The organism is Stenotrophomonas sp. (assembly GCF_032066555.1).
Classification (GTDB): Bacteria; Pseudomonadota; Gammaproteobacteria; order Xanthomonadales; family Xanthomonadaceae; genus Stenotrophomonas.
In genome coordinates this window covers 149,501-173,269 of the sequence record NZ_DAMBKV010000008.1, presented here as the reverse complement: position 1 = coordinate 173,269, position 23,769 = coordinate 149,501, and the positions used below count along the sequence as shown (strand labels likewise).

At 64.6% G+C, this 23,769-nt stretch carries 27 protein-coding genes; 18 read left to right on the top strand and 9 right to left on the bottom strand.

The features are described from left to right. Window positions 1-10 precede the first annotated feature (10 nt). Window positions 11-595 (bottom strand): EF-hand domain-containing protein, encoded by a 585-nt coding sequence (locus tag RT131_RS11760; RefSeq protein ID WP_313172993.1) that lies wholly within the window; start codon window positions 593-595, stop codon window positions 11-13. A gap of 150 nt (window positions 596-745) precedes the next feature. Between RT131_RS11760 and RT131_RS11755 the strand changes: the two genes are divergently transcribed. From RT131_RS11755 to RT131_RS11745, 3 genes are all read left to right on the top strand, one after another. After that, a complete protein-coding gene (locus tag RT131_RS11755; RefSeq protein WP_313172992.1) occupies window positions 746-1,507 on the top strand; it encodes an arginyltransferase in 762 nt (253 codons plus the stop codon). 120 nt (window positions 1,508-1,627) lie between these two features. Continuing rightward, the gene (locus RT131_RS11750; protein WP_313172991.1) at window positions 1,628-2,014 is read left to right on the top strand and encodes a hypothetical protein; all 387 of its coding nucleotides are present in this window, start codon (window positions 1,628-1,630) and stop codon (window positions 2,012-2,014) included. 105 nt (window positions 2,015-2,119) lie between these two features. Further along, window positions 2,120-3,319 carry an endonuclease/exonuclease/phosphatase family protein gene (locus tag RT131_RS11745; protein WP_313172990.1) on the top strand — a complete coding sequence of 400 codons (1,200 nt, stop codon included), beginning with the start codon at window positions 2,120-2,122 and terminating at the stop codon, window positions 3,317-3,319. A 345-nt stretch (window positions 3,320-3,664) separates the two neighbouring features. Here the strand turns inward: RT131_RS11745 and purT are convergent, their stop codons facing one another. Beyond that, entirely contained in the window at window positions 3,665-4,849 is a 1,185-nt protein-coding gene (purT, locus tag RT131_RS11740) for a formate-dependent phosphoribosylglycinamide formyltransferase (protein ID WP_313172989.1), read from the bottom strand. A 264-nt stretch (window positions 4,850-5,113) separates the two neighbouring features. On the opposite strand from purT, the gene RT131_RS11735 reads away from it, so the two are divergent. Genes RT131_RS11735 through RT131_RS11705 form a run of 7 tightly spaced genes read left to right on the top strand, consistent with a single transcriptional unit; the run spans window position 5,114 to window position 9,349 of the window. Next, on the top strand, window positions 5,114-5,995 hold the full coding sequence (locus RT131_RS11735) for an SPFH domain-containing protein (RefSeq protein ID WP_313172988.1): 882 nt from the start codon (window positions 5,114-5,116) through the stop codon (window positions 5,993-5,995). A gap of 22 nt (window positions 5,996-6,017) precedes the next feature. After that, complete coding sequence (locus RT131_RS11730; RefSeq protein ID WP_313172987.1) at window positions 6,018-6,302, top strand: hypothetical protein; 285 nt, start codon at window positions 6,018-6,020, stop codon at window positions 6,300-6,302. Next, entirely contained in the window at window positions 6,299-6,478 is a 180-nt protein-coding gene (locus RT131_RS11725) for an Arc family DNA binding domain-containing protein (RefSeq protein ID WP_293711405.1), read from the top strand. The genes RT131_RS11730 and RT131_RS11725 overlap by 4 nt, the downstream gene beginning before the upstream one ends. Next, the gene (locus RT131_RS11720; RefSeq protein ID WP_313172986.1) at window positions 6,475-6,657 is read left to right on the top strand and encodes a DUF4177 domain-containing protein; all 183 of its coding nucleotides are present in this window, start codon (window positions 6,475-6,477) and stop codon (window positions 6,655-6,657) included. Before RT131_RS11725 ends, RT131_RS11720 begins: the two co-directional genes overlap by 4 nt. Further along, window positions 6,657-7,955 carry an alpha/beta fold hydrolase gene (locus RT131_RS11715; RefSeq protein ID WP_313172985.1) on the top strand — a complete coding sequence of 433 codons (1,299 nt, stop codon included), beginning with the start codon at window positions 6,657-6,659 and terminating at the stop codon, window positions 7,953-7,955. The genes RT131_RS11720 and RT131_RS11715 overlap by 1 nt, the downstream gene beginning before the upstream one ends. Further along, window positions 7,952-8,527, top strand: coding sequence for a PH domain-containing protein (locus RT131_RS11710; RefSeq protein ID WP_313172984.1), 576 nt, complete (start codon window positions 7,952-7,954; stop codon window positions 8,525-8,527). The genes RT131_RS11715 and RT131_RS11710 overlap by 4 nt, the downstream gene beginning before the upstream one ends. Window positions 8,528-8,536: 9 nt before the next feature. Then, window positions 8,537-9,349, top strand: coding sequence for a D-alanyl-D-alanine carboxypeptidase family protein (locus RT131_RS11705; protein WP_313172983.1), 813 nt, complete (start codon window positions 8,537-8,539; stop codon window positions 9,347-9,349). 183 nt (window positions 9,350-9,532) lie between these two features. Here RT131_RS11705 and RT131_RS11700 read toward each other — a convergent pair whose 3' ends face one another. The 5 genes from RT131_RS11700 to RT131_RS11680 all read right to left on the bottom strand — a co-directional run bounded on the left by RT131_RS11700 (window position 9,533) and on the right by RT131_RS11680 (window position 14,016). Beyond that, on the bottom strand, window positions 9,533-10,207 hold the full coding sequence (locus RT131_RS11700; protein ID WP_313172982.1) for a DNA-3-methyladenine glycosylase: 675 nt from the start codon (window positions 10,205-10,207) through the stop codon (window positions 9,533-9,535). A 3-nt stretch (window positions 10,208-10,210) separates the two neighbouring features. Beyond that, window positions 10,211-10,582, bottom strand: coding sequence for a DUF423 domain-containing protein (locus RT131_RS11695; protein ID WP_313172981.1), 372 nt, complete (start codon window positions 10,580-10,582; stop codon window positions 10,211-10,213). Window positions 10,583-10,681: 99 nt separating this feature from the next. Continuing rightward, window positions 10,682-11,833: an SRPBCC family protein gene (locus RT131_RS11690; RefSeq protein ID WP_313172980.1), complete on the bottom strand. Its 1,152-nt coding sequence runs from the start codon at window positions 11,831-11,833 to the stop codon at window positions 10,682-10,684. A gap of 342 nt (window positions 11,834-12,175) precedes the next feature. Continuing rightward, on the bottom strand, window positions 12,176-12,817 hold the full coding sequence (locus RT131_RS11685) for a response regulator transcription factor (RefSeq protein WP_313172979.1): 642 nt from the start codon (window positions 12,815-12,817) through the stop codon (window positions 12,176-12,178). Further along, window positions 12,817-14,016 carry a sensor histidine kinase gene (locus tag RT131_RS11680; protein ID WP_313172978.1) on the bottom strand — a complete coding sequence of 400 codons (1,200 nt, stop codon included), beginning with the start codon at window positions 14,014-14,016 and terminating at the stop codon, window positions 12,817-12,819. Before RT131_RS11680 ends, RT131_RS11685 begins: the two co-directional genes overlap by 1 nt. A 149-nt stretch (window positions 14,017-14,165) precedes the next feature. Here RT131_RS11680 and RT131_RS11675 point away from each other — a divergent pair, with 149 nt between their 5' ends. From RT131_RS11675 to RT131_RS11655, 5 genes are all read left to right on the top strand, one after another. Then, the gene (locus RT131_RS11675; RefSeq protein WP_303747064.1) at window positions 14,166-14,756 is read left to right on the top strand and encodes a GNAT family N-acetyltransferase; all 591 of its coding nucleotides are present in this window, start codon (window positions 14,166-14,168) and stop codon (window positions 14,754-14,756) included. A 1-nt stretch (window position 14,757) separates the two neighbouring features. Further along, window positions 14,758-15,540: a septum site-determining protein MinC gene (gene minC, locus RT131_RS11670; RefSeq protein ID WP_313172977.1), complete on the top strand. Its 783-nt coding sequence runs from the start codon at window positions 14,758-14,760 to the stop codon at window positions 15,538-15,540. Window positions 15,541-15,572: 32 nt separating this feature from the next. Then, window positions 15,573-16,382 (top strand): septum site-determining protein MinD, encoded by an 810-nt coding sequence (gene minD / locus RT131_RS11665; RefSeq protein ID WP_313172976.1) that lies wholly within the window; start codon window positions 15,573-15,575, stop codon window positions 16,380-16,382. A gap of 2 nt (window positions 16,383-16,384) precedes the next feature. Further along, window positions 16,385-16,636, top strand: a complete 252-nt coding sequence (gene minE / locus RT131_RS11660) for a cell division topological specificity factor MinE (RefSeq protein WP_282271139.1) — start codon at window positions 16,385-16,387, stop codon at window positions 16,634-16,636. 76 nt (window positions 16,637-16,712) lie between these two features. Beyond that, on the top strand, window positions 16,713-17,165 hold the full coding sequence (locus RT131_RS11655) for a hypothetical protein (protein ID WP_313173005.1): 453 nt from the start codon (window positions 16,713-16,715) through the stop codon (window positions 17,163-17,165). An 86-nt stretch (window positions 17,166-17,251) separates the two neighbouring features. Here RT131_RS11655 and RT131_RS11650 read toward each other — a convergent pair whose 3' ends face one another. Beyond that, the gene (locus RT131_RS11650; protein ID WP_313172975.1) at window positions 17,252-18,532 is read right to left on the bottom strand and encodes a HAMP domain-containing sensor histidine kinase; all 1,281 of its coding nucleotides are present in this window, start codon (window positions 18,530-18,532) and stop codon (window positions 17,252-17,254) included. After that, window positions 18,529-19,221, bottom strand: coding sequence for a response regulator transcription factor (locus tag RT131_RS11645; protein WP_313172974.1), 693 nt, complete (start codon window positions 19,219-19,221; stop codon window positions 18,529-18,531). Before RT131_RS11645 ends, RT131_RS11650 begins: the two co-directional genes overlap by 4 nt. A gap of 167 nt (window positions 19,222-19,388) precedes the next feature. On the opposite strand from RT131_RS11645, the gene RT131_RS11640 reads away from it, so the two are divergent. The 3 genes from RT131_RS11640 to RT131_RS11630 all read left to right on the top strand — a co-directional run bounded on the left by RT131_RS11640 (window position 19,389) and on the right by RT131_RS11630 (window position 23,761). Then, complete coding sequence (locus tag RT131_RS11640) at window positions 19,389-21,119, top strand: glycosyltransferase family 39 protein (protein ID WP_313172973.1); 1,731 nt, start codon at window positions 19,389-19,391, stop codon at window positions 21,117-21,119. A gap of 216 nt (window positions 21,120-21,335) precedes the next feature. After that, the gene (locus RT131_RS11635) at window positions 21,336-22,112 is read left to right on the top strand and encodes a phosphatase PAP2 family protein (protein ID WP_313172972.1); all 777 of its coding nucleotides are present in this window, start codon (window positions 21,336-21,338) and stop codon (window positions 22,110-22,112) included. Next, window positions 22,109-23,761 carry a phosphoethanolamine--lipid A transferase gene (locus tag RT131_RS11630; RefSeq protein WP_313172971.1) on the top strand — a complete coding sequence of 551 codons (1,653 nt, stop codon included), beginning with the start codon at window positions 22,109-22,111 and terminating at the stop codon, window positions 23,759-23,761. The genes RT131_RS11635 and RT131_RS11630 overlap by 4 nt, the downstream gene beginning before the upstream one ends. Window positions 23,762-23,769 lie beyond the last annotated feature (8 nt).

Sequence of the window (23,769 nt, the reverse complement as noted above, 5' to 3'; positions counted from 1 at the left end):
TTTGTAGCACTTACTTCGCAGCGGGAGCCTGCGGCGGCATCGGGCCGCGCTGGCCACGGTGCTCGCGGTGGCCGTCCTTGCGCGCGGCCTCCAGTTCGGCCGGGCTCAACTTGCCATCCTTGTTGGTATCGGCCTTGGCAAACCACTCGGCACGGCGCTGTTCGGCACGGGCCTGGCGATCGGCCTGGTCGATATAGCCGTCCTTGTTGACGTCCAGGCGGATGAAGTTGGCCTGGTACTCGGCAGCGCTGATGCGGCCATCGTTATCGGTATCCATGCCACGCATGAAGCCGCCATCGCGGTGGCCGCGATGGCCGCCATGGCGATCACCGCCGTGACGGCCGTCATGGCGCATCTGCGCCATTTCCTCGCGCGACAGCTTGCCATCCTTGTTCTTGTCCAGCTCGTCGAAACGCTGCGCCAGATGCGGACGCGCCGCCGCTTCCTGACGATCGACCACGCCATCATTGTTGGCATCCAGACGCGGTGGCGCCGGGTTTGGGCCGGTCGGCGCAGCCGCGAACACCCAGCCGGTTGCCGAGGTGGCCAGCAGCATCGCCAGCAGGAGGAAGGGGTTGCGGTGGGTCTTGGTCATGGTGTGACTCCGTGGTGAGACAGCGGACGCGGCATTGCGTCCTCGCTACGGTCAACGCGCGGGCCACCGCAGCGGTTGACCGGCGGGCCGGCGATATTCATCGCGCAGACAGGCGCAGGTTTTGCGACGCGCCACGGCTATGCTGTGCACATGGCAGCCCACGGTGAAAACAACGACGAACTGCGCCTGTTCCAGACCGGCGAGCACCCCTGTGGCTACTGGCCGGAACGGCAGGCCCGCGATCTTGTGCTGGATCCGCAGGACGAGCGCCTGGGCGCGCTCTACCCGATGGCATTGACCTGGGGTTTCCGCCGCTCCGGCGATCTGGTCTACCGGCCCCACTGCGAAAGCTGTCGTGCCTGCGTACCGGTGCGCATTCCGGTCGACCGTTTCAACCCGGATCGCAGCCAGCGCCGCTGCCTGGCACATAACGCCGACCTGCAGTGCCGGATCCTGCCGGCCGAACGGACGGACGAGCAGTTCGCGCTCTATCAACGCTACCTGACCCATCGCCATGCCAAGGGCGGCATGGACGAACACGGCCCGCATGAGTTCGACCAGTTCCTGATCGGCAGCTGGTCACATGGCCGTTTCATGGAGATCCGCACCCAGGGCGTGGCCGGCAAGCGCGGGCAACTGCTGGCCGTCGCGGTCACCGACGTCACCGACCTGGGTTTGTCGGCGGTCTATACATTCTTTGACCCCGAGCAGGAAAAACGCAGCCTCGGCACCTTCGGCATCCTCCAGCAGATCGCCTGGGCGCAGCGCAACGGCTTGCCGCATTTGTACCTGGGCTATTGGATCGACGGCCACCGCAAGATGGACTACAAGCGCCGCTTCCATCCGCTGGAGTATTTCGACGGCAAGCGTTGGGTGCAGGGCGAACAGGACCTTGGCAGTACCCTGCCCTGATTGAGACGCAGCTCAATTTCAAGCGGCCTTGATACATATTTAACCGGGATTTATGCAGAATAGGAATGTCATCGCGCACCGTGATGGCGCAAGGAAGTATCCATTCAACAGGAGTAATGCGTGAAGACCCAACTACTGATTCTGGCTGCCATTGGCACCCTGGCCCTCGCTGGCTGCAAGAAGGCCGAAACCCCGGCCACCGACGCACCGGCAGCCACCCCGGCCGCTGCTCCGGCAGCACCGGCAGCCGAAGTCACCCCGGCACCATCCACCGACACCGTCAAGGCCGGCACCGGCGTTCCGGAATGCGACCAGTACCTGGAAAAGGTCTACGCATGCATCAGCGACAAGGTTCCTGAAGCCCAGCGCGACATGATGAAGCAGGGCATCGAGCAGTCGCGTAGCGCCTGGGCTGGCGTGACCGACAAGACCGAGCTGGCCAACCAGTGCAAGACCGCGCTGGAACAGGCCAAGACCAGCTTCGGCGCGATGGGCTGCACGTTCTAAGAAACGTTGCCGCGCTGTCCGTGGACGCCCCGCTTGCGGGGCGTTCGCGTTTTTGCGATGCCGTCATTTCGCCCTATCGTCATGGCGACGTGAGAAAATCGGCAGATGCGCATCTCAACCCTACTCGCCCCGATGACCCTGCTGTTGGCAGCCTGTTCCACCTCACCCAGCGGCAGTGCCGACACCGGCGCGCCCGCCCAGTTGCGGCTGGCGACCTACAACACCTCGCTGTATTCCGATGAAGAAGGCGGCCTGATCCGTGAACTGCAGGGCGACAGTGCGCACGCGCGCAAGATTGCTGCCGTGCTGCAGCAGACGCGACCGGATCTGGTCCTGCTCAACGAATTCGATTTCGACGACGCACACCGCGCCGCCGACCTGTTCCAGCAACGCTATCTCGAAGTCGCCCAGGCGGGCGGCGGCGCAGCCCTGAAGTACCCGTATCGTTACCTGGCCCCGGTCAATACCGGCGTACCCAGCGGCCTGGACCTGGACAACAACGGCAGCGTCGGCGGCAAGGGCCGCGAACGCGGCAACGACGCCTGGGGCTACGGCCTGCACCCCGGCCAGTACGGCATGCTGGTGTTGTCCAGGTATCCGATCGATGAGGCGGCGGTACGTAGCTTCCAGCTGCTGAAGTGGAGCACGATGCCCGGCGCATTGCGCCCGACCGACCCCAGCACCGGCAAGTCGTTCTGGCCGGATGCGGTGTGGTCACAGCTGCGACTGTCCTCCAAATCGCACTGGGATGTGCCGGTGAGCACCCCGCTGGGCACCATCCACGTATTGGCTTCCCACCCCACCCCGCCGGTGTTTGATGGCAAGGAGAAGCGCAACGCCGCCCGCAACCACGACGAACTGCGGCTGTGGAAGGAATACCTCGATGGCGGCGACAAGCCGTGGCTGTGCGATGACAAGGGCAGCTGTGGTGGCTTGGCCGCCGACGCGCGCTTCGTCATCGTCGGCGATCTGAACAACGATCCGGCCGACGGTGATGGCCGTCACGACGCCATCCTCGAATTGCTCGAGCACCCGCGCGTGTTGCGCTACCCGACCCCGACCAGCGTCGGCGCCGAACAGACCAGCCTGGCCTACGCAGAGAAAGGCATCGTCCGCCGCGGCGCGCCGCAACATGCAACCGGCGATTTCGGCCCGCGCTCGGGCACGATGCGCCTGGACTACGTGCTGCCTTCCACCGGCCTGAGCTATATCGGCAGCGGCGTGTTCTGGCCCGCCAATGACAGCCCGGAGGCGAAGATCGCCGATGGCAGCGATCACCACCTTGTCTGGGTGGATGTGAAGTAAAAAAACGCCGGCTTGGCCGGCGTTTTTTTTGGCTTCTGGTTTTTGTGGGAGCGGCGTAAGCCGCGAAGCAGCTGCACCACCAGATCGCAAGGACCATGACACTCAGCAATGTCAGCTTCGCGACTGATGATGCTCGCCTGCCATTGTAGGAGCGGCGTAAGCCACGAAGCGCGTACATCAACAGATGACGATGCATCCCGCTGCTGCAGCATTGCCAGCTTCGCGGCTTACGCCGCTCCCACAAGCGCGCGGGCGACGGCTGGTGCGGGAGCTGCATCAGGGCAGCAAAGCTTTACCCCTCCCCAACCCTCCCCTTGCCTTCGGTAAAGGGAGGGGGCTGAGCGCTCAGCGCAACTCAATCCCGATTGCCGCTGCCGCATCGCGTGCAATCGCACGCGCCTGCTCCACATCGGCGGCACGTGCCAGGGTCACGCCAACGCGACGCTGGCCCTGCACCATCGGCTTGCCGAACAGGCGCAGCGCCGAGTCCGGATGGATCAATGCTTCAGCGACGTTGCTGAAGAACGGCACGCCATGGCCCTGCGCCAGCATCGCACAGGATGCCGAAGCGCCGTTGTGGCGAATGTTCGGGATCGGCAGGCCAAGGATGGCGCGTGCGTGCAGGGCGAACTCGCTCAGCTCCTGCGATACCAGGGTGACCAGGCCGGTGTCATGCGGACGCGGCGAAACTTCGCTGAACCACACCGCGTCGCCCTTCACGAACAACTCCACACCGAACAGTCCCCAGCCGCCGAGGTCATCGGTGATGGCGCGGGCAATCTGCTGCGCGCCTTCCAGCGCCTTGGCCGACATCACCTGCGGCTGCCAGCTTTCACGGTAGTCACCGTCCTTCTGCAGGTGGCCGACCGGGTCGCAGAACGCGGTGCCACCGGCATGGCGCACGGTCAACAGGGTGATCTCGTAATCAAAATCGATGAAGCCTTCGACGATGCAGCGGCCGGCACCGGCACGGCCGCCGGTCTGTGCGTACTCCCAGGCCGGGCCGATGTCGGCGTCGCTGCGCAGCGTGCTCTGGCCCTTGCCGGAGGACGACATCACCGGCTTGACCACGCAGGGCAGGCCGATGGCGGCGACGGCTTCGTGGTATTCGGCTTCGGTATCGACAAAGCGATACGGCGAGGTCGGCAGCCCCAGGGTCTCGGCGGCCAGGCGACGAATGCCTTCGCGGTCCATGGTCAGGCGCGCCGCGCGCGCGGTTGGGATCACCCGCAGGCCCTGCTCGGCTTCCAGCTGCACCAGGGTTTCGGTGTGGATGGCCTCGATCTCCGGCACCACCAGATGCGGTTGCTCCTGCGCGATCAGCGCCTTCAGCGCAGCCGGGTCGAGCATGTCCAACACGTGGCTGCGGTGCGCCACCTGCATGGCCGGGGCATTGGCATAACGATCGGCAGCAATCACTTCCACCCCGAAGCGCTGCAGCTCAATCGCAACCTCCTTGCCCAGTTCGCCCGAACCAAGCAGCAGCACGCGGGTGGCAGAGGGGGACAGCGGGGTACCGAGGGTGATCATCAGACAGGTCCGGGAGACGCTAAAGAGGGTGCCTATTCTAGGCAACGCCGCCCAGCGAGGGGACATCGTAGCCCGGGTAAGCGCCAGCGCACCCGGGGGAATGCGCGGAACGACCGTGGCGATCGCGGGCCAGCCTACTCCCCGGGTGCGCTGGCGCTTACCCGGGCTACGGGTTCCCGGCCGGGTGGAAGGGCTGCGCCAGAATCGCTTGCATGTTGATATCAATTTGATATCTTTCAACCCAACCACCACGGAAGATGTGCCATGAAAGAGAAGTCCCTCGGTTCCCTCCCCGGCATCTCCACCCTGCTCGGCACCATCGTGCTGATGCTGGCTGGCGCAGCGTCCATCATCGGCGCGGTGTTCGTCACCAACAACGGTATCGGCGGCGGCGGATTGCTGGTGCTTGCCGGCATCGTGCTGATCACCGTGGGCATCTTCCTCAGCGCCGGCCTGTACATGGTCCAGCCCAACCAGGCGGCGGTGATCAGCCTGTTCGGCAAGTACGTCGGCACGGTCAAGGACAACGGCCTGCGCTGGAACAACCCCTTCTACACCAAGCGCAAGGTCAGCCAGCGCGTGCGCAACTTCGAAAGCGGCAAGCTCAAGGTCAACGAGCTGGACGGCTCGCCGATCGAGATCGCCGCAGTCATCGTCTGGCAGGTGGTCGACGCGTCCGAAGCGGTCTACAACGTCGACGACTACGAGAGCTTCGTGCACATCCAGTCCGAGTCGGCGCTGCGCGCGATGGCGACCAGCTATCCCTATGACCAGCACACCGAAGGCCAGCTGGCCCTGCGCAGCCACGCCACCGAGATCTCCCAGCACCTGAAGGACGAACTGGCCGAGCGCCTGGCCGATGCCGGCGTGCAGGTGCTCGATGCGCGCATCAGCCACCTCGCCTACGCCCCGGAGATCGCCCAGGCCATGCTGCAGCGCCAGCAGGCCAGCGCGGTGATTGCCGCACGCACGCAGATCGTCGCCGGTGCCGTCGGCATGGTCGAGATGGCACTGCTGGAACTGCAGAAGAACGCCGTCGTCACCCTCGACGAGGAGCGCAAGGCGCACATGGTCAGCAACCTGTTGACCGTGCTGTGCTCGGACCGCGGCACCCAGCCCATCGTCAACGCTGGCTCGCTGTACTGAACAACGTAACGAGGTAACCGTAGTGAATGTCTATGCCCCCCTGATCATCGCTGCCACCGGCATCCCCGCTCTTTGCTTCGCGGTGTGGAGCGGGCGCCCGGGCACCGCGCACGCACGCGGCATGGGGCTGCGCTGGGCCTTGATCGCGCTGTGCATGTTCGTGGCCGCCACCGGCGTCTATCTGGCCGGCGACAACCGCAACATCGCCTACGGCGTGATCATCGCGCTGGTGGTCGCGGTCAATGCATTGGGCATTTCGCTGGTGCTGCACCTGCGTCGCGGCAACAACGGAGCACCCCGCCGGTGAGCGAGAAGAAGGCCTATCCGCTGCGCATCAACGCTGAAGTTCTGGCGGCTGCCCAGCGCTGGGCCGATGACGAACTGCGCAGCCTCAACGCGCAGATCGAGTATGTGATCCGCGATGCCCTGCGCAAGGCCGGGCGTCTTCCCAAACCCAAAGCTGATGACAAGGAAGAACAATGAGCAAGCGTTGGCAATACCTCACCATCGAACTGTCTGCCTCGATGCTCAAGGGTGGCCCTACCGCCGAGAAGATCCAGGCGGAGCTGACCAAACAAGGCAACCTCGGCTGGGAACTGGTCAACATGGTGCACTACGGCCAGCTGTCACCGGCCATGCTCATCTTCAAGAAGGAACAGTGATGAAGGCGCGGCTCGCCGGGATCGCTACCGCCCTACTGCTCATCACCGCGCCCGGCATGGCGGCGGAAACACCCGCAGCGCTGGCCACGCGCCTGCTCGATCAGCTTGACGCGGGTCACTACAGCGAAGCGGAGGCCAGTTTTTCCACGCAGATGAAGGCCGCGGTACCCGCGGACAAGCTCAAGGCGGTATGGGAATCACTGCCCGCGCAGATGGGCGCGGCAGGCCAGCGCGGCCAGGCCCGTACCAGCGAAGCCGATGGCCATCGCATCGTCGTCATTCCCTTGAACTATGCCAACGGGCAGCTGCAGGCGCGCGTGGCCCTGGACCAGAACGACAAGATTGCCGGCTTCCTGCTGCAGCCAGCAGCCGCCGCGCCGGCAGCCGCACCCGCCAGCGATGCCAACTTCAACGAGCAGCCGTTCACCGTACCTGGCAACGCACCCGACAAGGCAGGCCTGCCCGGCACCCTTGCCCTGCCCAAGGGCAAAGGCCCGTTCCCGGCCGTGGTGCTGGTGCATGGCTCCGGTCCGCAGGACCGGGACGAGAGCAGCGGCCCCAATCGCCCATTCCTGGACATCGCCCGCGGACTCGCCGCGCAGGGCATCGCCGTGCTGCGCTATGACAAGCGCACCCACGCAAGGCCGCAGGATTTCCAGGGCAGCTTCAGCATCGACGATGAAACCACCGACGATGCCGTCGCCGCGGTCACCGCCTTGGCCAGCACTGCCAGCATTGATCCACGCCATATCTATCTGCTCGGTCACAGCCAGGGCGGCCTGCTGGCCGGACGCATTGCCAAGGCCAGCAAGGGGAAGCTCGCAGGATTGGTATTGTTTGCGGCGCCCGCGCGGCCCCTGCTGGACCTGCTGGCCGAACAGAACCGCTACATGGTCGGCCTGGATGGCAACATCAGCACCGAAGAACAGGCCCACCTGCAGGCACTGGATGCGGCCATCGCGGCGGTACGCAGCAACCCGGATGTACGCCTGATGGATACCCCCGGCCGTTTCTGGCAGCAGCTGGAGCAGGTCGACCCGATCGCCGATGTGCGCGACAGCCAACTGCCGGCATTGCTGCTGCAGGGCGGGCGCGACTTCCAGGTGGTGGATGCCGATTGGCAACGCTGGAAGCAGGGACTGGCCGGCGATCGCTACCGCTTCCATCACTACCCCGCCCTCAATCACCTGGGCATCGCCGGTGAAGGCAAGAGCTCGCTGGAGGAATACGCGCGACCGGGGCATGTCGATGCCACGATGATCAACGACATCGCGCACTGGCTGAAGGCGCAGCCATGAGCACCACCGCGCCCCGTGCCGCAGTGTTCGATGCAGCCTTGAGGGTGGCCAAGCCCACCAGCTCGCTGCTGTTCTGGTTATGGGGGCCGATGTTGCTGGTGATGAGCATCGATCCCTTGATCCGCCTGTTCGCCGGCAAGCTGCCGTTCACCACGTCGTTCAACTCCTGGGGCGGCTGGCTGGTGCTGCCCTTGGTTGGGGCCGCATTGACGCTGGCCTACCGTCGCCGCGAGCTGCGCCTGGATGCCCAGCAACTGACCATTGCCAGCACCCTGTACACCCGGCGCGTACCGCTGAGTTCGATGCGCCTGGACCGCGCACGCATCGTCAACTTCGCCGAGAACCCGGACTTCAAACCGGGCATGAAATCCAACGGCTTCCAGTTTCCCGGTTTTCGCGCCGGGCACTTCCACATGAAGGATGGCGGCAAGGGCTTCTGCCTGATCACCGACGACAGCCGCGTACTGGTGATCCCGTTGCGCGATGGCAACTGCGTGCTGGTAAGCCCCGAGCAGCCGCGCGCGTTGCTGGATGAACTCAAGCGACTGGCCGCCGACGGCGCACGGGCCTAAGCTGCGCGCATGCGCAATGCTCCCCACATCCTGATCAACACACCGGACATCGAGATATGGCCCGGTGGCCTGTTGCGCGCGCGCAGCAGCGACGACGCCCGGGTGCTGTCCAGGGCAACACATTTACTGCGCCGCAAGCGCGATGGGCGCTATCTGGCTGCGCAGCTGCGCGGTGGACTGATGCCCCTGGTGACCAGGTTGGCGGACGAACCCGGCATCGACTTTGCGTTGACCGCACTGCAAGCCCTGCGCACGCAGTCCTCCCGCATTCCACCGCCGAGCGGCAGCCTGCCGCTACATCAGCTGCATCTGCACCTGCAGCAACTGAACCTGGATGCCGATGCCTATGCGGCGCAGACCGGCTTACCGCTGGTCGCCGAACCGGCGCATCTGCGCCTGGCGGGCTTCGATCGTTACCGTCGTCCACTGTGGCTGACCGGTGCTGCTGCGCGCGGCTGGCAGCGTATGCAGCACGCCGCTGCCGTTGATGGCTTGGCGCTGGACGCAATCTCCGGCTATCGCAGTCACGACTATCAGCTCGGCATCTTCGAGCGCAAGCTGGCACGCGGCCTGAGCGTAGACGAGATCCTCACCGTCAATGCCGCGCCTGGCTACAGCGAACACCACGGTGGCAACGCGCTGGATATCAGCGCGCCTGGCGAACCGCCGGCCGAGGAATCCTTCGAGCACACCGCAGGCTTCGCCTGGTTGCAGCAGCACGCCGCGCGCTTCGGTTTCCACATGAGCTACCCGCGCGACAACCCGCACGGCATCGTCTACGAGCCCTGGCACTGGTGCTATCGCAGCGCTTCGGACTTGTAGGAGCGGCGTAAGCCGCGACGCTGACGCAACCGGGCTGCCGGGCAAAATCGCAACCAAGACAAGCACCCGGCTCGACGCTGAGGCGGATGCGGCCTGGCAGGCAGAAACTCGGTGCTGACGCTCTACTGGCTTCGCGGCTTACGCCGCTCCTGCAAAGAGCAGCCACACGCACTGCCGTGCTGCTCAATCCTGCGAACGATTGGTCTTCTGCTTCGGATCGGTGCTGAAGTCGGCGATACGCCACAGGTACAGGCTGGCCCAGGTGCGGTACGGGCCCCAGCGCTCGCCGCGCTCGGCCAAGGCCTTGGGCGTCAGCATGGTCTCGCCACCGTCCACACGCTGCGCGCCCTTGCGGATGCCGAGGTCATCGACCGGCAGAATGTCAGGCCGGCCGAGCCGGAACATCAGCATCATCTCCACTGTCCAGCGGCCGATGCCACGTACTGCCACCAAGGCGTCGACGATGGACTGGTGATCCATCACCGACATCTGCCGCAAGCTCGGCAGTTCGCCCGCGCGCTCGCGCCGGGCCAGGTCACGCAGCGCCAAGGCCTTGTTGCCGGATACACCACATGCACGCAACCCCGGGTCATCAATCAGTTCAAGACTTGCAGCGTGCAGTCGTTTGCTGCCAATCGCCGCTTCCACCCGTCCAACTATCGTCGAGGCAGCCTTGCCACTGAGTTGCTGGAACAGGATAGCCCGCGCCAACGCATCTACCGGGTCGAACGAACGCGCCCAGCCTTGCGGCGCCGGCAACGGTCCAACGCGGCGCACCCAGCTGGCCAGACGCTTGTCCACCCGCTGCAGGTGCGCCTGCGCCTCATCGATATCGAAACCGCGCCGGTAGCGGGGCATGGCTCAGCGACGCAAGGCACTGAGTGCGAGCAGCAGCCAGCCGCCCATCAAGGTAATGCCACCGGCTGGCGCCAACCGGGTGGGCCAATGCATCAGCACATTGCCCACTAGGCTGCCGGAGAACAACAACGTCCCCAGCAGCAATACATACAAGGCCCCCCGGCCCAACTGGTTCACCGAAGAAGCACCCAGGCCCACCAGCACCACCCCGTGGCCGAATGCATACAAGGACGCAGTATTCAGATGTGACTGTGCCAGCGGCTCGCTCACGCCATGTGAGGCGTAGGCCGACAAACCAATCGCCGCCGCCGCCAACAAGCCACCACAAAACGCAAGAAACGAGGGCTTACGCGCACGCCGTTCCACTCCCAACATCTCGCTCTCCCATCAATCCTGCAAACGCTTTGCACAAAAAAAACGCGCCGCTGGAAGCGGCGCGTTTTCTCGATCAGATCATCGACAACAACCCGATGATTACTTGACCGCCCAGTAGAGGTCGTAGGAACCATCGACGGTGAAGGCCTTGGCCACTCCACCCTTCCACGACTCATACGGACGATCAACAACTTCGTTGCCGGTGGTGGTAGCCCAGGCACGCAGGCCGTTACGGGCCAGGTCCAGGCCAGCCATGTGGCCGGTGTAGGAAGCAAATGCCGAACGGTGGGCCGGTGCGTGCAGGTAGGTCACCGGGTTGCCCGCGGGGATCTTGACGCTCAGCTCGGCAGCATCACCGGCAGCAGCCGGAGCGGCAGCGACGGCCGGGGCAGCAGCTTCGCCGTCCTTCTTGTCAGCGGCCTTGTCGGCAGCCGGTGCAGCAGCGCTGCCCTTGCGAACCGGCAGAGCCACGTCGAAGGCGTACTTCTCAGCACCGAAATCGGTGGTGACGATGCGCACCGGACCGGCTGCAACCAGGCCATTGGCATCCATCGCACGCTTGATCCACTCCATGTTGTCGTCGATCGACTTCTGGATGGCGTCGTTGTTGCGGTCGATGTTGCCGGCGTTGACCACCAGCAGGTTCTCGGCCGGCACCTGGACAACCTTCAGATCGGTCAGCGGGGCTTCGGCAGCGGCGTAGTCAACGTTCGGCACCGAGGCCAGCATGTTGGCCATGCGCGACAGGCCCAGCTTCAGGTCGTCACCGATGTGGCGGCTGACGTACAGGCCGGCATAGCGACCGAACAGGTCGAAGCCGTACTTGACGCTGTAATCCTGGGTGATCTTGACGTTGCGGTCGTTCTTGCCAGTCGGCTCCAGGGTGAACGAGGTCACCTTGTCGGTACCGCGGGTCGGGTCTTCAATGGCAATCACGACGCGCTTGTTCTTCTCGCTATCGGTGATCTGCCAGCTGCCCTGGCCCAGGTCCTTGGAGGAATAGTCCATGCGTGCGCCCTTGCCGGCGTCCGGACCGCTGAACTTCAGCTCCACGGCCTTGTCGCGCAGCACCAGCGGATTCCAATCCTTGAAGCGGCGCAGGCTGTTGACCGTGTCATACACGATCGTCATCTTGCGATTGGTTTCGATGCTTTCGGTAATGTGGCGTTCGCCCGGCAGACACACGCCAATGAGGACAAACAGGCCAGCTACGATCCCCAAAGCGATCAGGAACTCGATAATACGGGTCATTCAGGAGTCTCCGGGGCCGATCCCACGGCCGGGTTGATTGAAGCGAAGCCCCCATCCTATCAGGCTTTTCGCAGGTTGTTCACCACATTTGGCATGCCGGTTTCCATTACCAGAATGCGCTATCTCATCGATAGGCCGCAGGGTAGCGTATCAACCACCAACCCTACGCGCCTTCACCCGATAGCTGGGGCTGTATTTCGCCTTAGCCGCGCTATTTTCCACCGTCCGAGGTGTCCAGCACCAGTACTGCAGGCAACTTTTCCCCGATCACCGCCTGCCCGCCCCGGGCGAACCCCGGTAGCGCATTCATGCGGGCCGGACAGCCACCGTGCGGCCTGTGGCTCACACCAGCTGCAGTTCAAAGGCCTTGAGTACGGCACGGGTACGGTCGCGGACGCCCAACTTGGAAAGAATATTGGACACGTGGTTCTTGATCGTGCCCTCGGCCACACCCAATGAGTTGGCGATCTCCTTGTTGGAAAAACCGCTGGCCATCAGCCGCAGGATCTCGGTCTCGCGATCGGTCAGCGGATCCGGCCGGTCCAGGCTGACGAACTCATTGCGCATGTGCTCCAGCCCCGACAGCAGGCGCTGGGTCACCGCCGGCTGCACCAGCGAGCCGCCATTGGCCACGGTACGGATGGCGCCGACCAGCTGCTCCAGGGTCACATCCTTCAGCAGATAGCCCTTGGCACCGGCCTTGAGCCCGGCCAGCACCAGCTGGTCATCATCGAAGGTGGTCAGGATGATCGATGGTGGCAACGTACCGGCCCGGCTCAGCGTCTGCAGCGCCTCCAGCCCCGACATCACCGGCATGCGCATGTCCATCAGCACCACATCGGGCTGCACCTGCGGAATCATCTCCACCGCCTGGCGCCCGTCGGTGGCCTCGGCGACCACCTCGATGCCGTCGTCCAGCGCCAGCAACGAACGGATGCCCTGCCGCACCAGGGTTTGGTCGTCGACCAGACAGACACGGATCATCAATGCACTCCTTGCGGCCCTGAGGCCAACATCATATTGGTAACCAGCGGCAGGCTGGCGCGAAGACGGAAACCCTCACCGCTTCGCGCCGACACATCCAGCACGCCCCCATACTGCGCCAGCCGCTCGCGCATGCCGCGCAAGCCATTGCCCGGCATTATTTCCTCGAAATCGCCACCGATGCCGTCATCATGCGCACTGATGACCACCTGGGCCGCGTCCCGCTCCACCTTGATCCATAGATTGCGGGCACCGGCATGGCGTACCGCATTGGTGATGATCTCCTGCGTGCAGCGCAGCAGTACATGGGCGCGCTCGGGATCCTCGACACTGAACGGATCCTCGATCTGCAGGTGGATATCCAGCGATGGCACCCGCTCGGTCAAGGGCCGCAGCGCCGCCGCAAGGTCGATCGCGCCGCTCTCGCGCAGCTGGCTGACCGCCTCGCGCACGTCGGTCAACAGCAGCTTGGCCAAGGTATGTGCCTGCCGCACATGCTCCTGCGCCTGGCCCTCGGTGATGTGCCCGGCCACTTCCAGGTTCAGGCTCAACGCGGTCAGGTGATGGCCTAGCAGGTCGTGCAATTCACGGGAAATACGCGTGCGCTCATTGACCCGGGCGCTCTCGGCCAGCAACAAGCGGGTAGCGCGCAGTTCGGCATTCAAGCGCCGCTGCTCCTCCCGCGCCTGGGTCTGCTGCCTTGCCACCAGGCTCGTGACAAAGATGAACATCGAGAAACCGCCGTACAACAGCGACTGCAGCAAGGCCTCGAACAGCGGCAAACCCAGGATCAGGTTGTAGACCGGCAACACCGCCAGCTGGCTCAGGACCAGCCAGACAACACCCACCCAGCGGCTCAGCAGCCACGGGATCACCCCGGCCGCGACCATCATCAGGATGCTGCCCAGGCCAGTGGCGGACAGGTAGCTGACCACCAGTGCCGACACTGTCAGCAGCAGCAGCGCCAGGCGGTCGTACCAGCTGGTGTGGCCGGCGGCATTGAGCCCGCGGGTCAGCCAGAAGTAGCAGCCACCGAACGTCAGGTAGGCCACGAACAGCCAGACCGCCTCGCCGGCGGCCGGTTGCAGCACGCCCTCCTCCGGTGCGTACTGGGTGTAGACCAGGGGCAAGCTGACCAGGGCCCAGGTAAACAGGCCGGCCAGGCGGAGGACGCGGGTATGGCTGAGGTATCCCAACATCCGTGCATGGTAAGGACCCGGCCGCCCCGGCGCCCTCCCTCGGAAGTCATGCATGGCAACCGTGGCGCGTGGCTCGCCCGGCTCGTGCCACCCATGCGATAATCGCGCCACAGCCCTCTGGGCCGACCGCGATACCCCACGGAGTCACAATGTCGATTGTTATCCGCGACGTGCGCGAGCACGAGCTCGATTCCGTCCTGGCACTGAACAACAATGCTGGTCTTGCGATTCTCCCGCTGGATGCAGCCAAGCTCCGCCGTTTCTACGAAACCGCCGAATACTTCCGGGTTGCCGAACGCGACGGCAACATGGCGGGGTTCCTGGTCGGCTACGGCAGCAACAGTGCCCATGACAGCTGCAATTTCGCCTGGTTCCAGCAGCGCTACCCCAGCTTCTTCTATATCGACCGCATCGTGGTGGCCAGCCGCCGCCGCGGCGGCGGTGTCGGCCGTGCGTTCTATGCCGATGCCCAGAGCTACGCCGAGCTGCGCTACCCGCAGATGGCCTGCGAGGTATTCCTCGACCACGGCGCCGACGCCGCATTGCTGTTCCATGGCAGCTTCGGTTTCCGCGAAGTCGGCCAGAACACCATGCCCTCGGTGGATGTGCGGGCCAGCATGCTGCTCAAGGATCTGTGCAGCTACGAGTGGGTAAAAGAAACCTATGGCGACAACCTGCCCGACCTTCCCTGGGTAGGCAACACACGCCGGCTGCTGCAACAGCGGCCGACCGGAACCTGAGATGGCAGTGAATTTGGATTACGAACAGGCTGGTGAACTGAAAATCGGGCAGGTGGGCATTGCCAACCTGCGCATCCGCACCCTCGACGTGGAGCGCCTGGCCCAGGAAATGCGCGAGCGCGTGGCACGTGCACCCAAATTATTCGGCCGCGCGGCGGTGATCCTGGATTTCGGCGGCTTGAGCCAACTCCCGGACCTGGCCACCGCGCAGCAGCTGGTCAACGGCCTGCGCGAAGCGGGCGTACTGCCGGTGGCGCTGGCCTACGGCACCAGCGAGACAGAAACCCTGTCCCAGCAGCTGGGCCTGCCGGTACTGGCCAAGTTCCGCGCCCAATACGAACCGCTGGAAGCCGAACCGGCACCCGCGCCAGCCGCCGCCGCTCCCAAGCAGAGCAAGCGCACCACTGCCGCGGCGACACCCCCGGCCGCGTCGCCCAGCGCCGACGCCGCACCGCAGCCGGGCCGGATGCAGTTGACCACGGTGCGCTCGGGACAACAGCTCTACGCCGAGAACTGCGACCTGACCGTACTCTCAACGGTGGGTGCCGGTGCCGAGGTCATCGCCGACGGCAGCATCCATATCTACGGTACGCTGCGTGGCCGCGCATTGGCCGGTGCCCAGGGCAACACCAGCGCACGCATTTTCTGTCGCGACTTCCACGCTGAACTGGTCGCGATTGCAGGACGGTATAAGGTACTGGACGATATTCCGGACAACCTGCGCGGCAAGGCCGTGCAGGTATGGCTGGAACAGGACCAGATCATGATTGCTGCGCTGGATTGACGCAGCTCACAACGACATTCAGGAGAGATCCTTTGGCTGAAATCATCGTAGTCACCTCCGGCAAGGGCGGCGTCGGCAAGACCACCTCAAGCGCCAGCATCGCCTGTGGCCTCGCCCGCCGCGGCAAGAAGGTCGCCGTCATCGACTTCGACGTCGGCCTGCGCAACCTTGACCTGATCATGGGCTGCGAGCGTCGCGTGGTATATGACTTCGTCAACGTCGTGCACGGCGAAGCCACGCTGAAGCAGGCGCTGATCAAGGACAAGCGCTTCGACAACCTGTACGTGCTGGCCGCCTCGCAGACCCGCGACAAGGACGCATTGAACAAGGAAGGCGTGGAGAAGGTCCTCAAGGACCTGGCCGCTGACGGCTTCGACTTCATCATCTGCGACTCCCCGGCCGGCATCGAGAAGGGTGCGTTCCTGGCGATGTATTTCGCCGATCGCGCCGTTGTCGTGGTCAATCCGGAAGTGTCCTCGGTGCGTGACTCGGACCGCATCATCGGCCTGCTCGACTCCAAGACCGCCAACGCCGAAGCCGGCAAGGCCGTGCCGGCCTACCTGCTGCTGACCCGCTACAGCCCCTCGCGTGTTGAAAGCGGCGAGATGCTGAGCATCACCGACGTGGAAGAAGTACTGGGACTGAAGGCCATCGGCGTCATCCCCGAATCCGGCGACGTGCTCAACGCCTCCAACAAGGGCGAGCCGGTCATCCTGGATGCCGAGTCGCCGGCCGGCCAGGCCTACGAGGACGCCGTCGGCCGCATCCTCGGTGAAGAGCGCCCGATGCGCTTCACCACCGTGGAGAAGAAGGGCTTCTTCAGCAAGTTGTTTGGAGGATAAGCATGGGACTGCTCGACTTCCTGAGACAGAAGAAGACCACCGCCGAAACCGCGAAGAACCGCCTGCAGATCATCATCGCGCAGGAACGCAGCACCCGCGGCGGTCCGGATTACCTGCCGCTGCTGCAGCGTGAGCTGCTGGAAGTGATCAAGAAGTACGTCAACATCGACGCCGATGCGGTCAAGGTCGACCTGGTCAAGGATGGCGCCAACGACGTGCTCGACATTTCCGTGGCCCTGCCCGACGACAAGTGATCAGATTCCGGCGGCTACCGCCGCCGGGACTCCAGTGCCCGTGAACGAAAGCCCTGCCAACGAACCAACCCAGCCCGTGCTGTGCGTTGGCGATATCCTCTGGACCGACGCTGCGGACCTGCTCGCACGCCACGGCCTGCGCCTGAACCATGTTGCCGCAGGCGGGAAGATTCCCGGCAGTTACTGGGGCGAGCCCGAGGCCGGCATCATCGCCTGCGACGTCTATGTACGCGATGACACGCCGGTGCATTCGATGCTGCACGAATCCTGCCACCTGATCGTGCTGCCACCCGAGCGGCGCGCGCAGGTGCATACCGATGCCACCGACTCGGTCCCCGAGGAAGACGCCACCTGCTACCTGCAGATCGTGCTGGCCGGGCAACTGCCGGGCGTAGGCAGCGCGCGGCTGATGGCCGACATGGACAGCTGGGGCTACACCTACCGCTTGGGTTCGACCCAGGCCTGGTTCGAGCAGGACGCCGACGATGCAAAGCGCTGGCTGATCGAGCGCGAGCTGTTGCCACCGTGAGCCTGTAGTGCCGAGCCATGCTCGGCAGAAGCCTTCCCCGGTAAAGCCCCAGCGCAGCATGGCTGCGCTCTACAGATAATGCGCTCCTACCGCGGCCTGGAACTCCCCATATCCAAGGTGACCCGCGTGCCCCGCTCCGGCTGCGAATGGATTTCCAGCTGCCAGCCTAGGTGATCGCATAGTCGGGCGATCAGGTCCAGGCCAATACCACCGCCCGGATTGCGCTCGCCCTTGGTCATCCGCGCGTATACCTGGGCGACTTCTTCCGGGCTCATGCCGTGCCCGGGATCCTCAATGGTCAGCACGGCATTGGCAGATATCCCCAGCCGAATCACGCCGCGATCACTATTCTCGATGGCATTGCGCAGCAGGTTGCCAATCGCTGCCTGCACCACCGCCAGCGGCGCGAGCAGCTGGCACGGAGCACGTTCCAGGAGCACCAGTTCCAGCTCCTTGCCCTTGGCCAGGTAGCGATGGTCTTCGATGATTTCCGGCAACAGTTCATCCAGGGCTACCAATTCACTCATCGCGGCCAGTTTGGCCGGATCGCGCGCGAGCACCAGCAACAACTGGATCAGCTGCTCCATGCCGGTCGATGTATTGCGCACGCGCAGCAACTGCTGGCGCACCCTCTCCGGCAACCCCGGTTGCTCCAGCGCCAGCTCGGCGGCACCGGTGATCACCGCGATCGGCGTACGCAGCTCATGGCTGGCGGTAGTGATGAACGCGCGCTCGCGCTCGACGAAATGTTCATTGCGCTGCAGGTAATCATTCAAGGCACCGGCGATCACCTCCAGCTCGGTACTGCCGCGCTTGTCCACCCGCACCTGTTGCCGGCGACGCTCGGGACTCAGCTTGGCGATGTCCTGCGCGAGCACTGACAGAGGGCGCACCAGGCGGTTCATGCCCACCCAGGACATCAACAAGGTCACCAGCAACAAGCCCACACCGGCCAGCAGCGCCCAACGCGTGACGAAATGTTCAAGTTCGCCGAAGTCGGAGATATCCAGGGCCAATACCACCCGACCAAAATCGCTGGTATCGCGCACCATCACCGCCGCCTGCTTGCCTTCCAGCAAGGCACCATCATGCAAGCCTGGGTGCAGGCGCCCCAGAGTCTCGGGTATACCCGCAGGCTCATGGGCAGCGTAAAAACGCAAGGTATCCGAATCCTGCCAATGGTAAGTTGGATCGACCCGCATCTGACCGATGATGCTGTCCAGCTCGGTATTCAACAACGAACGCCACACCGCGTGCTCGGCATGTTCGTGCACATAGTTGGCCGCGCTGAACACCGCCAACGTCACCAGCGCGACATACGCCGCCAGCCAGCCAAGTAGCTTGCGGCGCAGTGTGCGCCGCTTCATGGCTGCACGGCTGCTGCGGGCGCGGACAAGCGGTAGCCGACACGCGGCAGGGTCTGCAGCAGCTTCTGCTCGAACGGGCCATCGACCGCACGCCGCAGCTCATAGATATGCGACCTGAGCATGTCGCCATCCGGTGGTTCGTCGCCCCATAGCGCATATTCCAGCTGGTCCCGGGTCACCGCCGCCGGGCTGGCCCGCATCAGCACTTCCAGCAATTTGCGGCAGGCCGGATACAGGTGCAGCACCTGTCCACCACGCTGCGCCTCGAACGTGGCCAGGTCCAGCTGCAGATCGTGCACTTCCAGCAGCTTGCGCGGATTACGCCCGTGCGTGCGTGCCAGCACCGCCTCCAACCGCACTTCCAGCTCCGGCAGCGCGAACGGCTTGGTCAGGTAATCATCGGCGCCGGCGCGGAAGCCGGTGATCTTGTCCGGCAGCTCGTCGCGGGCAGTGAGCATGATCACCGGCACTTCGGAACGGAAGTCCTCGCGAAGTTTGCGCAGCACCTCCGGCCCTTCCATGCGTGGCAGCATCCAGTCCAGCAGGATGGCATCGTAGTTCTGGGTACCGGCCAGGTGCAGGCCGGTGATGCCGTCCGGGGCGACGTCGAGGGTATGCCCGCGCGCTTCGAAATAATCGAACAGGTTGGCGATCAGATTGCGATTGTCTTCGATGACCAGCAGCCGCATGCGGGCATGACCTTGCTGCCCCGGGCCGAGGCATTACCGACGTATCCTAGCGCCGCTGCCGTCGAATTGTCGTCGGAACGCGCTGCAACCACTCGCCATTCCGGTTTCGACGTGTTTCCAACGCCAATTGCGGCATCATCCCGCCAGCCTCTGCCACCGAGCCGCCCGTGCGCCCGAATCCGCCCCGCTCTTCGTCCAACAGACTGTGGTTCGCCATCCTGATCGCGCTGGTCATCGCCAGCCTGTTCGCCGGGCTCGGCATGCGTTCGCCGCAACCTCCGGACGAGCCTCGCTTCGTGCTGGCCGCACGGCACATGGTCGAGACCGGGCAATGGCTGCTGCCACACCGCGGCAGCGAGCTCTACGCGGAAAAGCCGGCCACCTTCATGTGGATCCAGGCCGCCACCTACAAGCTCATCGGCGACTGGAACCTGTCCTTCCTGGTGCCCTCGTTGCTCGCCGCCCTGCTCACCCTGTGGCTGACCTGGGACATGAGCCGGCGGCTTTGGAACCGCCAGATCGCCCGCTATGCGGTCATCGGGTTGTTCGTCTGCATCCAGTTCGGGCTGATGGCCAAACGTGCGCAGATCGACATGGTGCTGGTCGGCATGACCACGCTGGCGCTATGGGGGCTGGTGCGGCATCTGCTGCTCGGCCCGAACTGGTGGGCGCTGGCCTTGGCAGCCTTCGCAGCCGGCGCCGGCACCGTGACCAAGGGCGTGGGTTTCCTGCCCTTGCTGATGCTGCTGCCGTGGATGGCCTGGCGCTGGCGTCACCCGCAGGCCCCAGGTCCGGGTCGCAGCTGGGGCTGGTGGCTGCTGCTGCCCGCCTTTCTGGCGGGCACCGCGATCTGGCTCGGGCCGCTGGCCATTGCCTTGTTGCAGAACCCCGAGCCGCACCTGCAGTCCTATGCCAAAGAACTGCTGTTCAAGCAGACCGGCACCCGCTACGCCAACGCCTGGCACCATCACCAACCGTTCTGGTACTACCTGCAGGTGATGGCGACGTTGTGGCTGCCGGGCAGCCTGCTGGCACCGTGGCTCCTGCCAGCCTGGTGGCGCCGTTGCCGCCGTGCCGATCCACGCTACCTCCTGCTGCTGGGCTGGGCACTGCTGGTACTGCTCTTCTTCAGTGCCAGCCCGGGCAAGCGCGAGGTCTACATCCTGCCGATGCTGCCAGCCCTGGCGGTAGCTGCCGCCCCATTGCTGCCAGGCCTGTTGCGACGCACCGGCGTGCGCTGGCTGCTATTGCTGTACGTGCTGCTGCTGGCCGTGGCCACCCTGGTGGTCGGCTATGGCGCCGTCCATGGCGATGGCTGGGCCCAGCGCAACGCGGTCAAGCGTGCGATCGATCCGTGGGTCTTGCCGCACGTCGGCTGGTGGCTGATTGGCTTCGGTACCGCCTCGCTGCTGCTGGTAGTGACATTGCGCCTGCGCCGCGCGGGGCTGGCGGTGGTGTTGTGCACGGTGCTGCTCTGGGCCATGTACGGCCTGGGCGCGATGCCCGCACTTGATCCTTACAGTTCGGCATCGCTGGTGATGGGCAAGGTGCGCGAGCGCATCGGCCCGGATGCACAACTTGGCATGGTGGCCTGGCGCGAACAGAACCTGCTGCAGACCGACCCCCAGGCCACCGATTTCGGCTTCAAACGCCCGCTCGCCCAGCAATGGGAGGACGCGGCGCGATGGGTAAGTGAAGATCCGCAGCGGCGCTGGCTGTTCGTGCTGGACAAGGCCATGTCGCCCTGTGCCGATCGCAGCCAGATCATCGACATCGGCAGTGCCAATCGCAACAACTGGCAGCTGCTGCCCGGCACCGCCCTGCGTGCGGACTGCGTTGCCAGGACCCATGGTGTTGTCGCCGGTAGCGAGGATGCACTGGAAAGCGACGGCGATTGACGCCAGCCCATCGAGGCAGGTTTGCTGACACCGGCGCACCGAAGCCTGCACGGGCGTGGCCATGCCTCTTCGGCATGGCCGCTCTTACGATCAAGGCGTCGTAACCATGCCCGCGACGAAACTGAAGCACTGACAAAATAACGACAACGTTCCGACCGGTCTCCGACACAAGCCGGCACAGCATGGCCGCACCCAGCCTGATGGTGCCCCTGCTCCATGTTGCAACCGCCCACGACCACCACCCTGCAACCGGTTACCGAGCGCGGCCGCCTGAGCTTTGTCGCACGTACGGTGTTGTTGCCGCTGCTGTTCGCCGCCCTCGGCAGCTTGCTGCTGATGGCCGGCAATGGCGATCAATGGCTGGCTGACCAGCTGTTCCGCTGGCAGGGCGGCCAATGGCTGTACAAGAACGCATGGTGGACCAGCCACCTGATCCACAAGGGCGGCCGCAACCTGACCTGGTTCGTCGCGCTGCTGGTCATACTGGCGTTGATCCGCAGCTGCGTCGACCTGCGCTGGCGGCCGCTGCGACGGCCGCTGGCCTACCTGCTGTCCTCGGTGGCGCTATCCACCAGCATCATCGCGCTGCTCAAGTCCTGGACCCACATGGACTGCCCCTGGGACCTGGAACGCTATGGCGGCCTGCGCCCCTTCATCGGCCTGTTCGAACAGCGTCCGGTGGCACTGGGCCACGCCGCCTGCTTCCCGGCCGGCCATGCCGGCTCGGGTTATGCCTGGGTGGCGCTGTTCTTCTTCATGTTGCAGGTACGCCCGCAATGGCGTTGGCCGGCACTGGGCGTTGCCCTGCTGGTCGGCATGGTGTTCGGCCTGGCCCAGCAATTGCGTGGCGCCCACTTTGCCTCGCATGACCTTTGGTCCCTGACGATCAGTTGGCTGGTCGCCACTGCCCTCTATCTGTGGCTGTTCCCGGCATCTGCATCAACCACATTCCTGTCGCCCGCCGTACCTGGCACCCTTGGAGAGAACGCATGAGCGTCGCTGTCCCCCGCCCTGCCAGACCGCAGCTCTCCTGGTCGCGCCTGCGCAACTGGCGCCCCGAGATCAGCACCGAGGCCCTGATCCTGTTGGCCAGTGTGTTTTTCGCCCTGGTCTGCAACACCCTGTTCTGGCGCAGCGCGATCGCCACCAACCCGAGCAGCATCCTGTTCGCGGTGTCGCTGTTTGCGTTGCTGGTAAGCGTGCACGCAATCCTCTTCGGCCTGCTGGTCTGGCGCTGGAATGCCAAAGTGGTGCTGACGGTGTTGTTCATCACCACCGCCTTCGCCACCCATTACATGAACAGCTACAACGTCTATCTGGACGCGGACATGCTGCGCAATGTACTGGCCACCGACCACAAGGAATCACGCGAGCTGATGACGCCGGCATTGCTGCTGCCGCTGCTCGGCTACGGCCTGCTGCCGACCTTGTTGCTGTGGCGCGTGCGGCTGCGCAAGCGCAGCTGGTCGCGCACATTGCTGTGGCGTATTGCCTTCCTGCTTGGCGTCATCGTGGCAGGCGGTGCCGGAACGATGCTGTCATTCCAGAACATCTCCGCATTGATGCGCAACCACCGCGAGGTGCGTTACCTGGCCACGCCGGTCAATTATCTGATCGCGCTGAAGCAGAACCTCGCCAGTGCCAGCCCGATGCAGAAGCAGCCCAAGCTGCCGCTGGGCACCGACGCCAAGGCCCTTCCTCGCGCTGCGGGCAGCAAGCCACGCCTGCTGGTGCTGGTGGTCGGCGAAACCGTGCGCGCACAGAACTGGGGCTTGAACGGCTACGCCCGCCAGACCACCCCGGAGCTGGCGCAGACCGGCGTGATCAACTTCCCGGACATGCACTCCTGTGGCACCAGCACCGAAGTTTCACTGCCGTGCATGTTCTCGCCGTTTGGCCGCCACGATTACGACGAGAAGAAGATCCGTGCCCACCAATCCCTGCTGCACGTGCTGGAGCACGCTGGCATCGCCACGCTGTGGCGCGACAATCAGTCCGGCTGCAAGGGCGTCTGCGAGGGTCTGGACATCCAGCGCCTGGACGATGCGACCACACCGGGCCTGTGCGCCGACGGCCGCTGCATGGATGAGATTCTTCTGGAAAACCTCGCCACGCAGGTCCGTGCCAAGCCCGGCGATCGCGTACTCGTCCTGCACCAGTTGGGCAATCACGGCCCGAGCTACTTCCAACGCTATCCGGCGCAGTTCCGCCAGTTCGCACCCACCTGTGACACGGCGGACCTGGGCAAGTGCAGCCGCGAGGACATCGTCAACAGCTACGACAATGCGATCCGTTACACCGATCATTTCCTGACCCGCACCATTGCCACCCTGCGCGGCATGGACGACTACGACACGGCAATGATCTACCTGTCCGACCACGGCGAATCGCTGGGTGAGAAGGGTCTGTATCTGCATGGCGTACCGTATGCGATCGCACCGGAGGAACAGACCCGGGTACCGATGGTGATGTGGTTCTCGCCCGGGTTCACGGCGGATCGTGGCCTGGACATGAGCTGCGTGCGTCACCGCGCTGCGCAGCGCACCGACCAGGACAACCTGTTCCCCTCGGTGCTTGGGCTGATGCAGGTGCAGACGTCGGTGTATGACCGGTCCCGCGACCTGTTCGCCCCCTGCACTTAAGGCCGTAT

Bases quoted from the DNA above. Each gene is read 5' to 3' on its own strand.
- RT131_RS11760 (WP_313172993.1), bottom strand. From the start codon at position 595: ATGACCAAGACCCACCGCAACCCCTTCCTCCTGCTGGCGATGCTGCTG.
- RT131_RS11755 (WP_313172992.1), top strand. From the start codon at position 746: ATGGCAGCCCACGGTGAAAACAACGACGAACTGCGCCTGTTCCAGACC.
- RT131_RS11745 (WP_313172990.1), top strand. From the start codon at position 2,120: ATGCGCATCTCAACCCTACTCGCCCCGATGACCCTGCTGTTGGCAGCC.
- purT (WP_313172989.1), bottom strand. From the start codon at position 4,849: ATGATCACCCTCGGTACCCCGCTGTCCCCCTCTGCCACCCGCGTGCTG.
- RT131_RS11735 (WP_313172988.1), top strand. From the start codon at position 5,114: ATGAAAGAGAAGTCCCTCGGTTCCCTCCCCGGCATCTCCACCCTGCTC.
- RT131_RS11720 (WP_313172986.1), top strand. From the start codon at position 6,475: ATGAGCAAGCGTTGGCAATACCTCACCATCGAACTGTCTGCCTCGATG.
- RT131_RS11715 (WP_313172985.1), top strand. From the start codon at position 6,657: ATGAAGGCGCGGCTCGCCGGGATCGCTACCGCCCTACTGCTCATCACC.
- RT131_RS11710 (WP_313172984.1), top strand. From the start codon at position 7,952: ATGAGCACCACCGCGCCCCGTGCCGCAGTGTTCGATGCAGCCTTGAGG.
- RT131_RS11705 (WP_313172983.1), top strand. From the start codon at position 8,537: ATGCGCAATGCTCCCCACATCCTGATCAACACACCGGACATCGAGATA.
- RT131_RS11700 (WP_313172982.1), bottom strand. From the start codon at position 10,207: ATGCCCCGCTACCGGCGCGGTTTCGATATCGATGAGGCGCAGGCGCAC.
- RT131_RS11695 (WP_313172981.1), bottom strand. From the start codon at position 10,582: ATGTTGGGAGTGGAACGGCGTGCGCGTAAGCCCTCGTTTCTTGCGTTT.
- RT131_RS11690 (WP_313172980.1), bottom strand. From the start codon at position 11,833: ATGACCCGTATTATCGAGTTCCTGATCGCTTTGGGGATCGTAGCTGGC.
- RT131_RS11685 (WP_313172979.1), bottom strand. From the start codon at position 12,817: ATGATCCGTGTCTGTCTGGTCGACGACCAAACCCTGGTGCGGCAGGGC.
- RT131_RS11680 (WP_313172978.1), bottom strand. From the start codon at position 14,016: ATGTTGGGATACCTCAGCCATACCCGCGTCCTCCGCCTGGCCGGCCTG.
- RT131_RS11675 (WP_303747064.1), top strand. From the start codon at position 14,166: ATGTCGATTGTTATCCGCGACGTGCGCGAGCACGAGCTCGATTCCGTC.
- minC (WP_313172977.1), top strand. From the start codon at position 14,758: ATGGCAGTGAATTTGGATTACGAACAGGCTGGTGAACTGAAAATCGGG.
- minE (WP_282271139.1), top strand. From the start codon at position 16,385: ATGGGACTGCTCGACTTCCTGAGACAGAAGAAGACCACCGCCGAAACC.
- RT131_RS11650 (WP_313172975.1), bottom strand. From the start codon at position 18,532: ATGAAGCGGCGCACACTGCGCCGCAAGCTACTTGGCTGGCTGGCGGCG.
- RT131_RS11645 (WP_313172974.1), bottom strand. From the start codon at position 19,221: ATGCGGCTGCTGGTCATCGAAGACAATCGCAATCTGATCGCCAACCTG.
- RT131_RS11635 (WP_313172972.1), top strand. From the start codon at position 21,336: ATGTTGCAACCGCCCACGACCACCACCCTGCAACCGGTTACCGAGCGC.
- RT131_RS11630 (WP_313172971.1), top strand. From the start codon at position 22,109: ATGAGCGTCGCTGTCCCCCGCCCTGCCAGACCGCAGCTCTCCTGGTCG.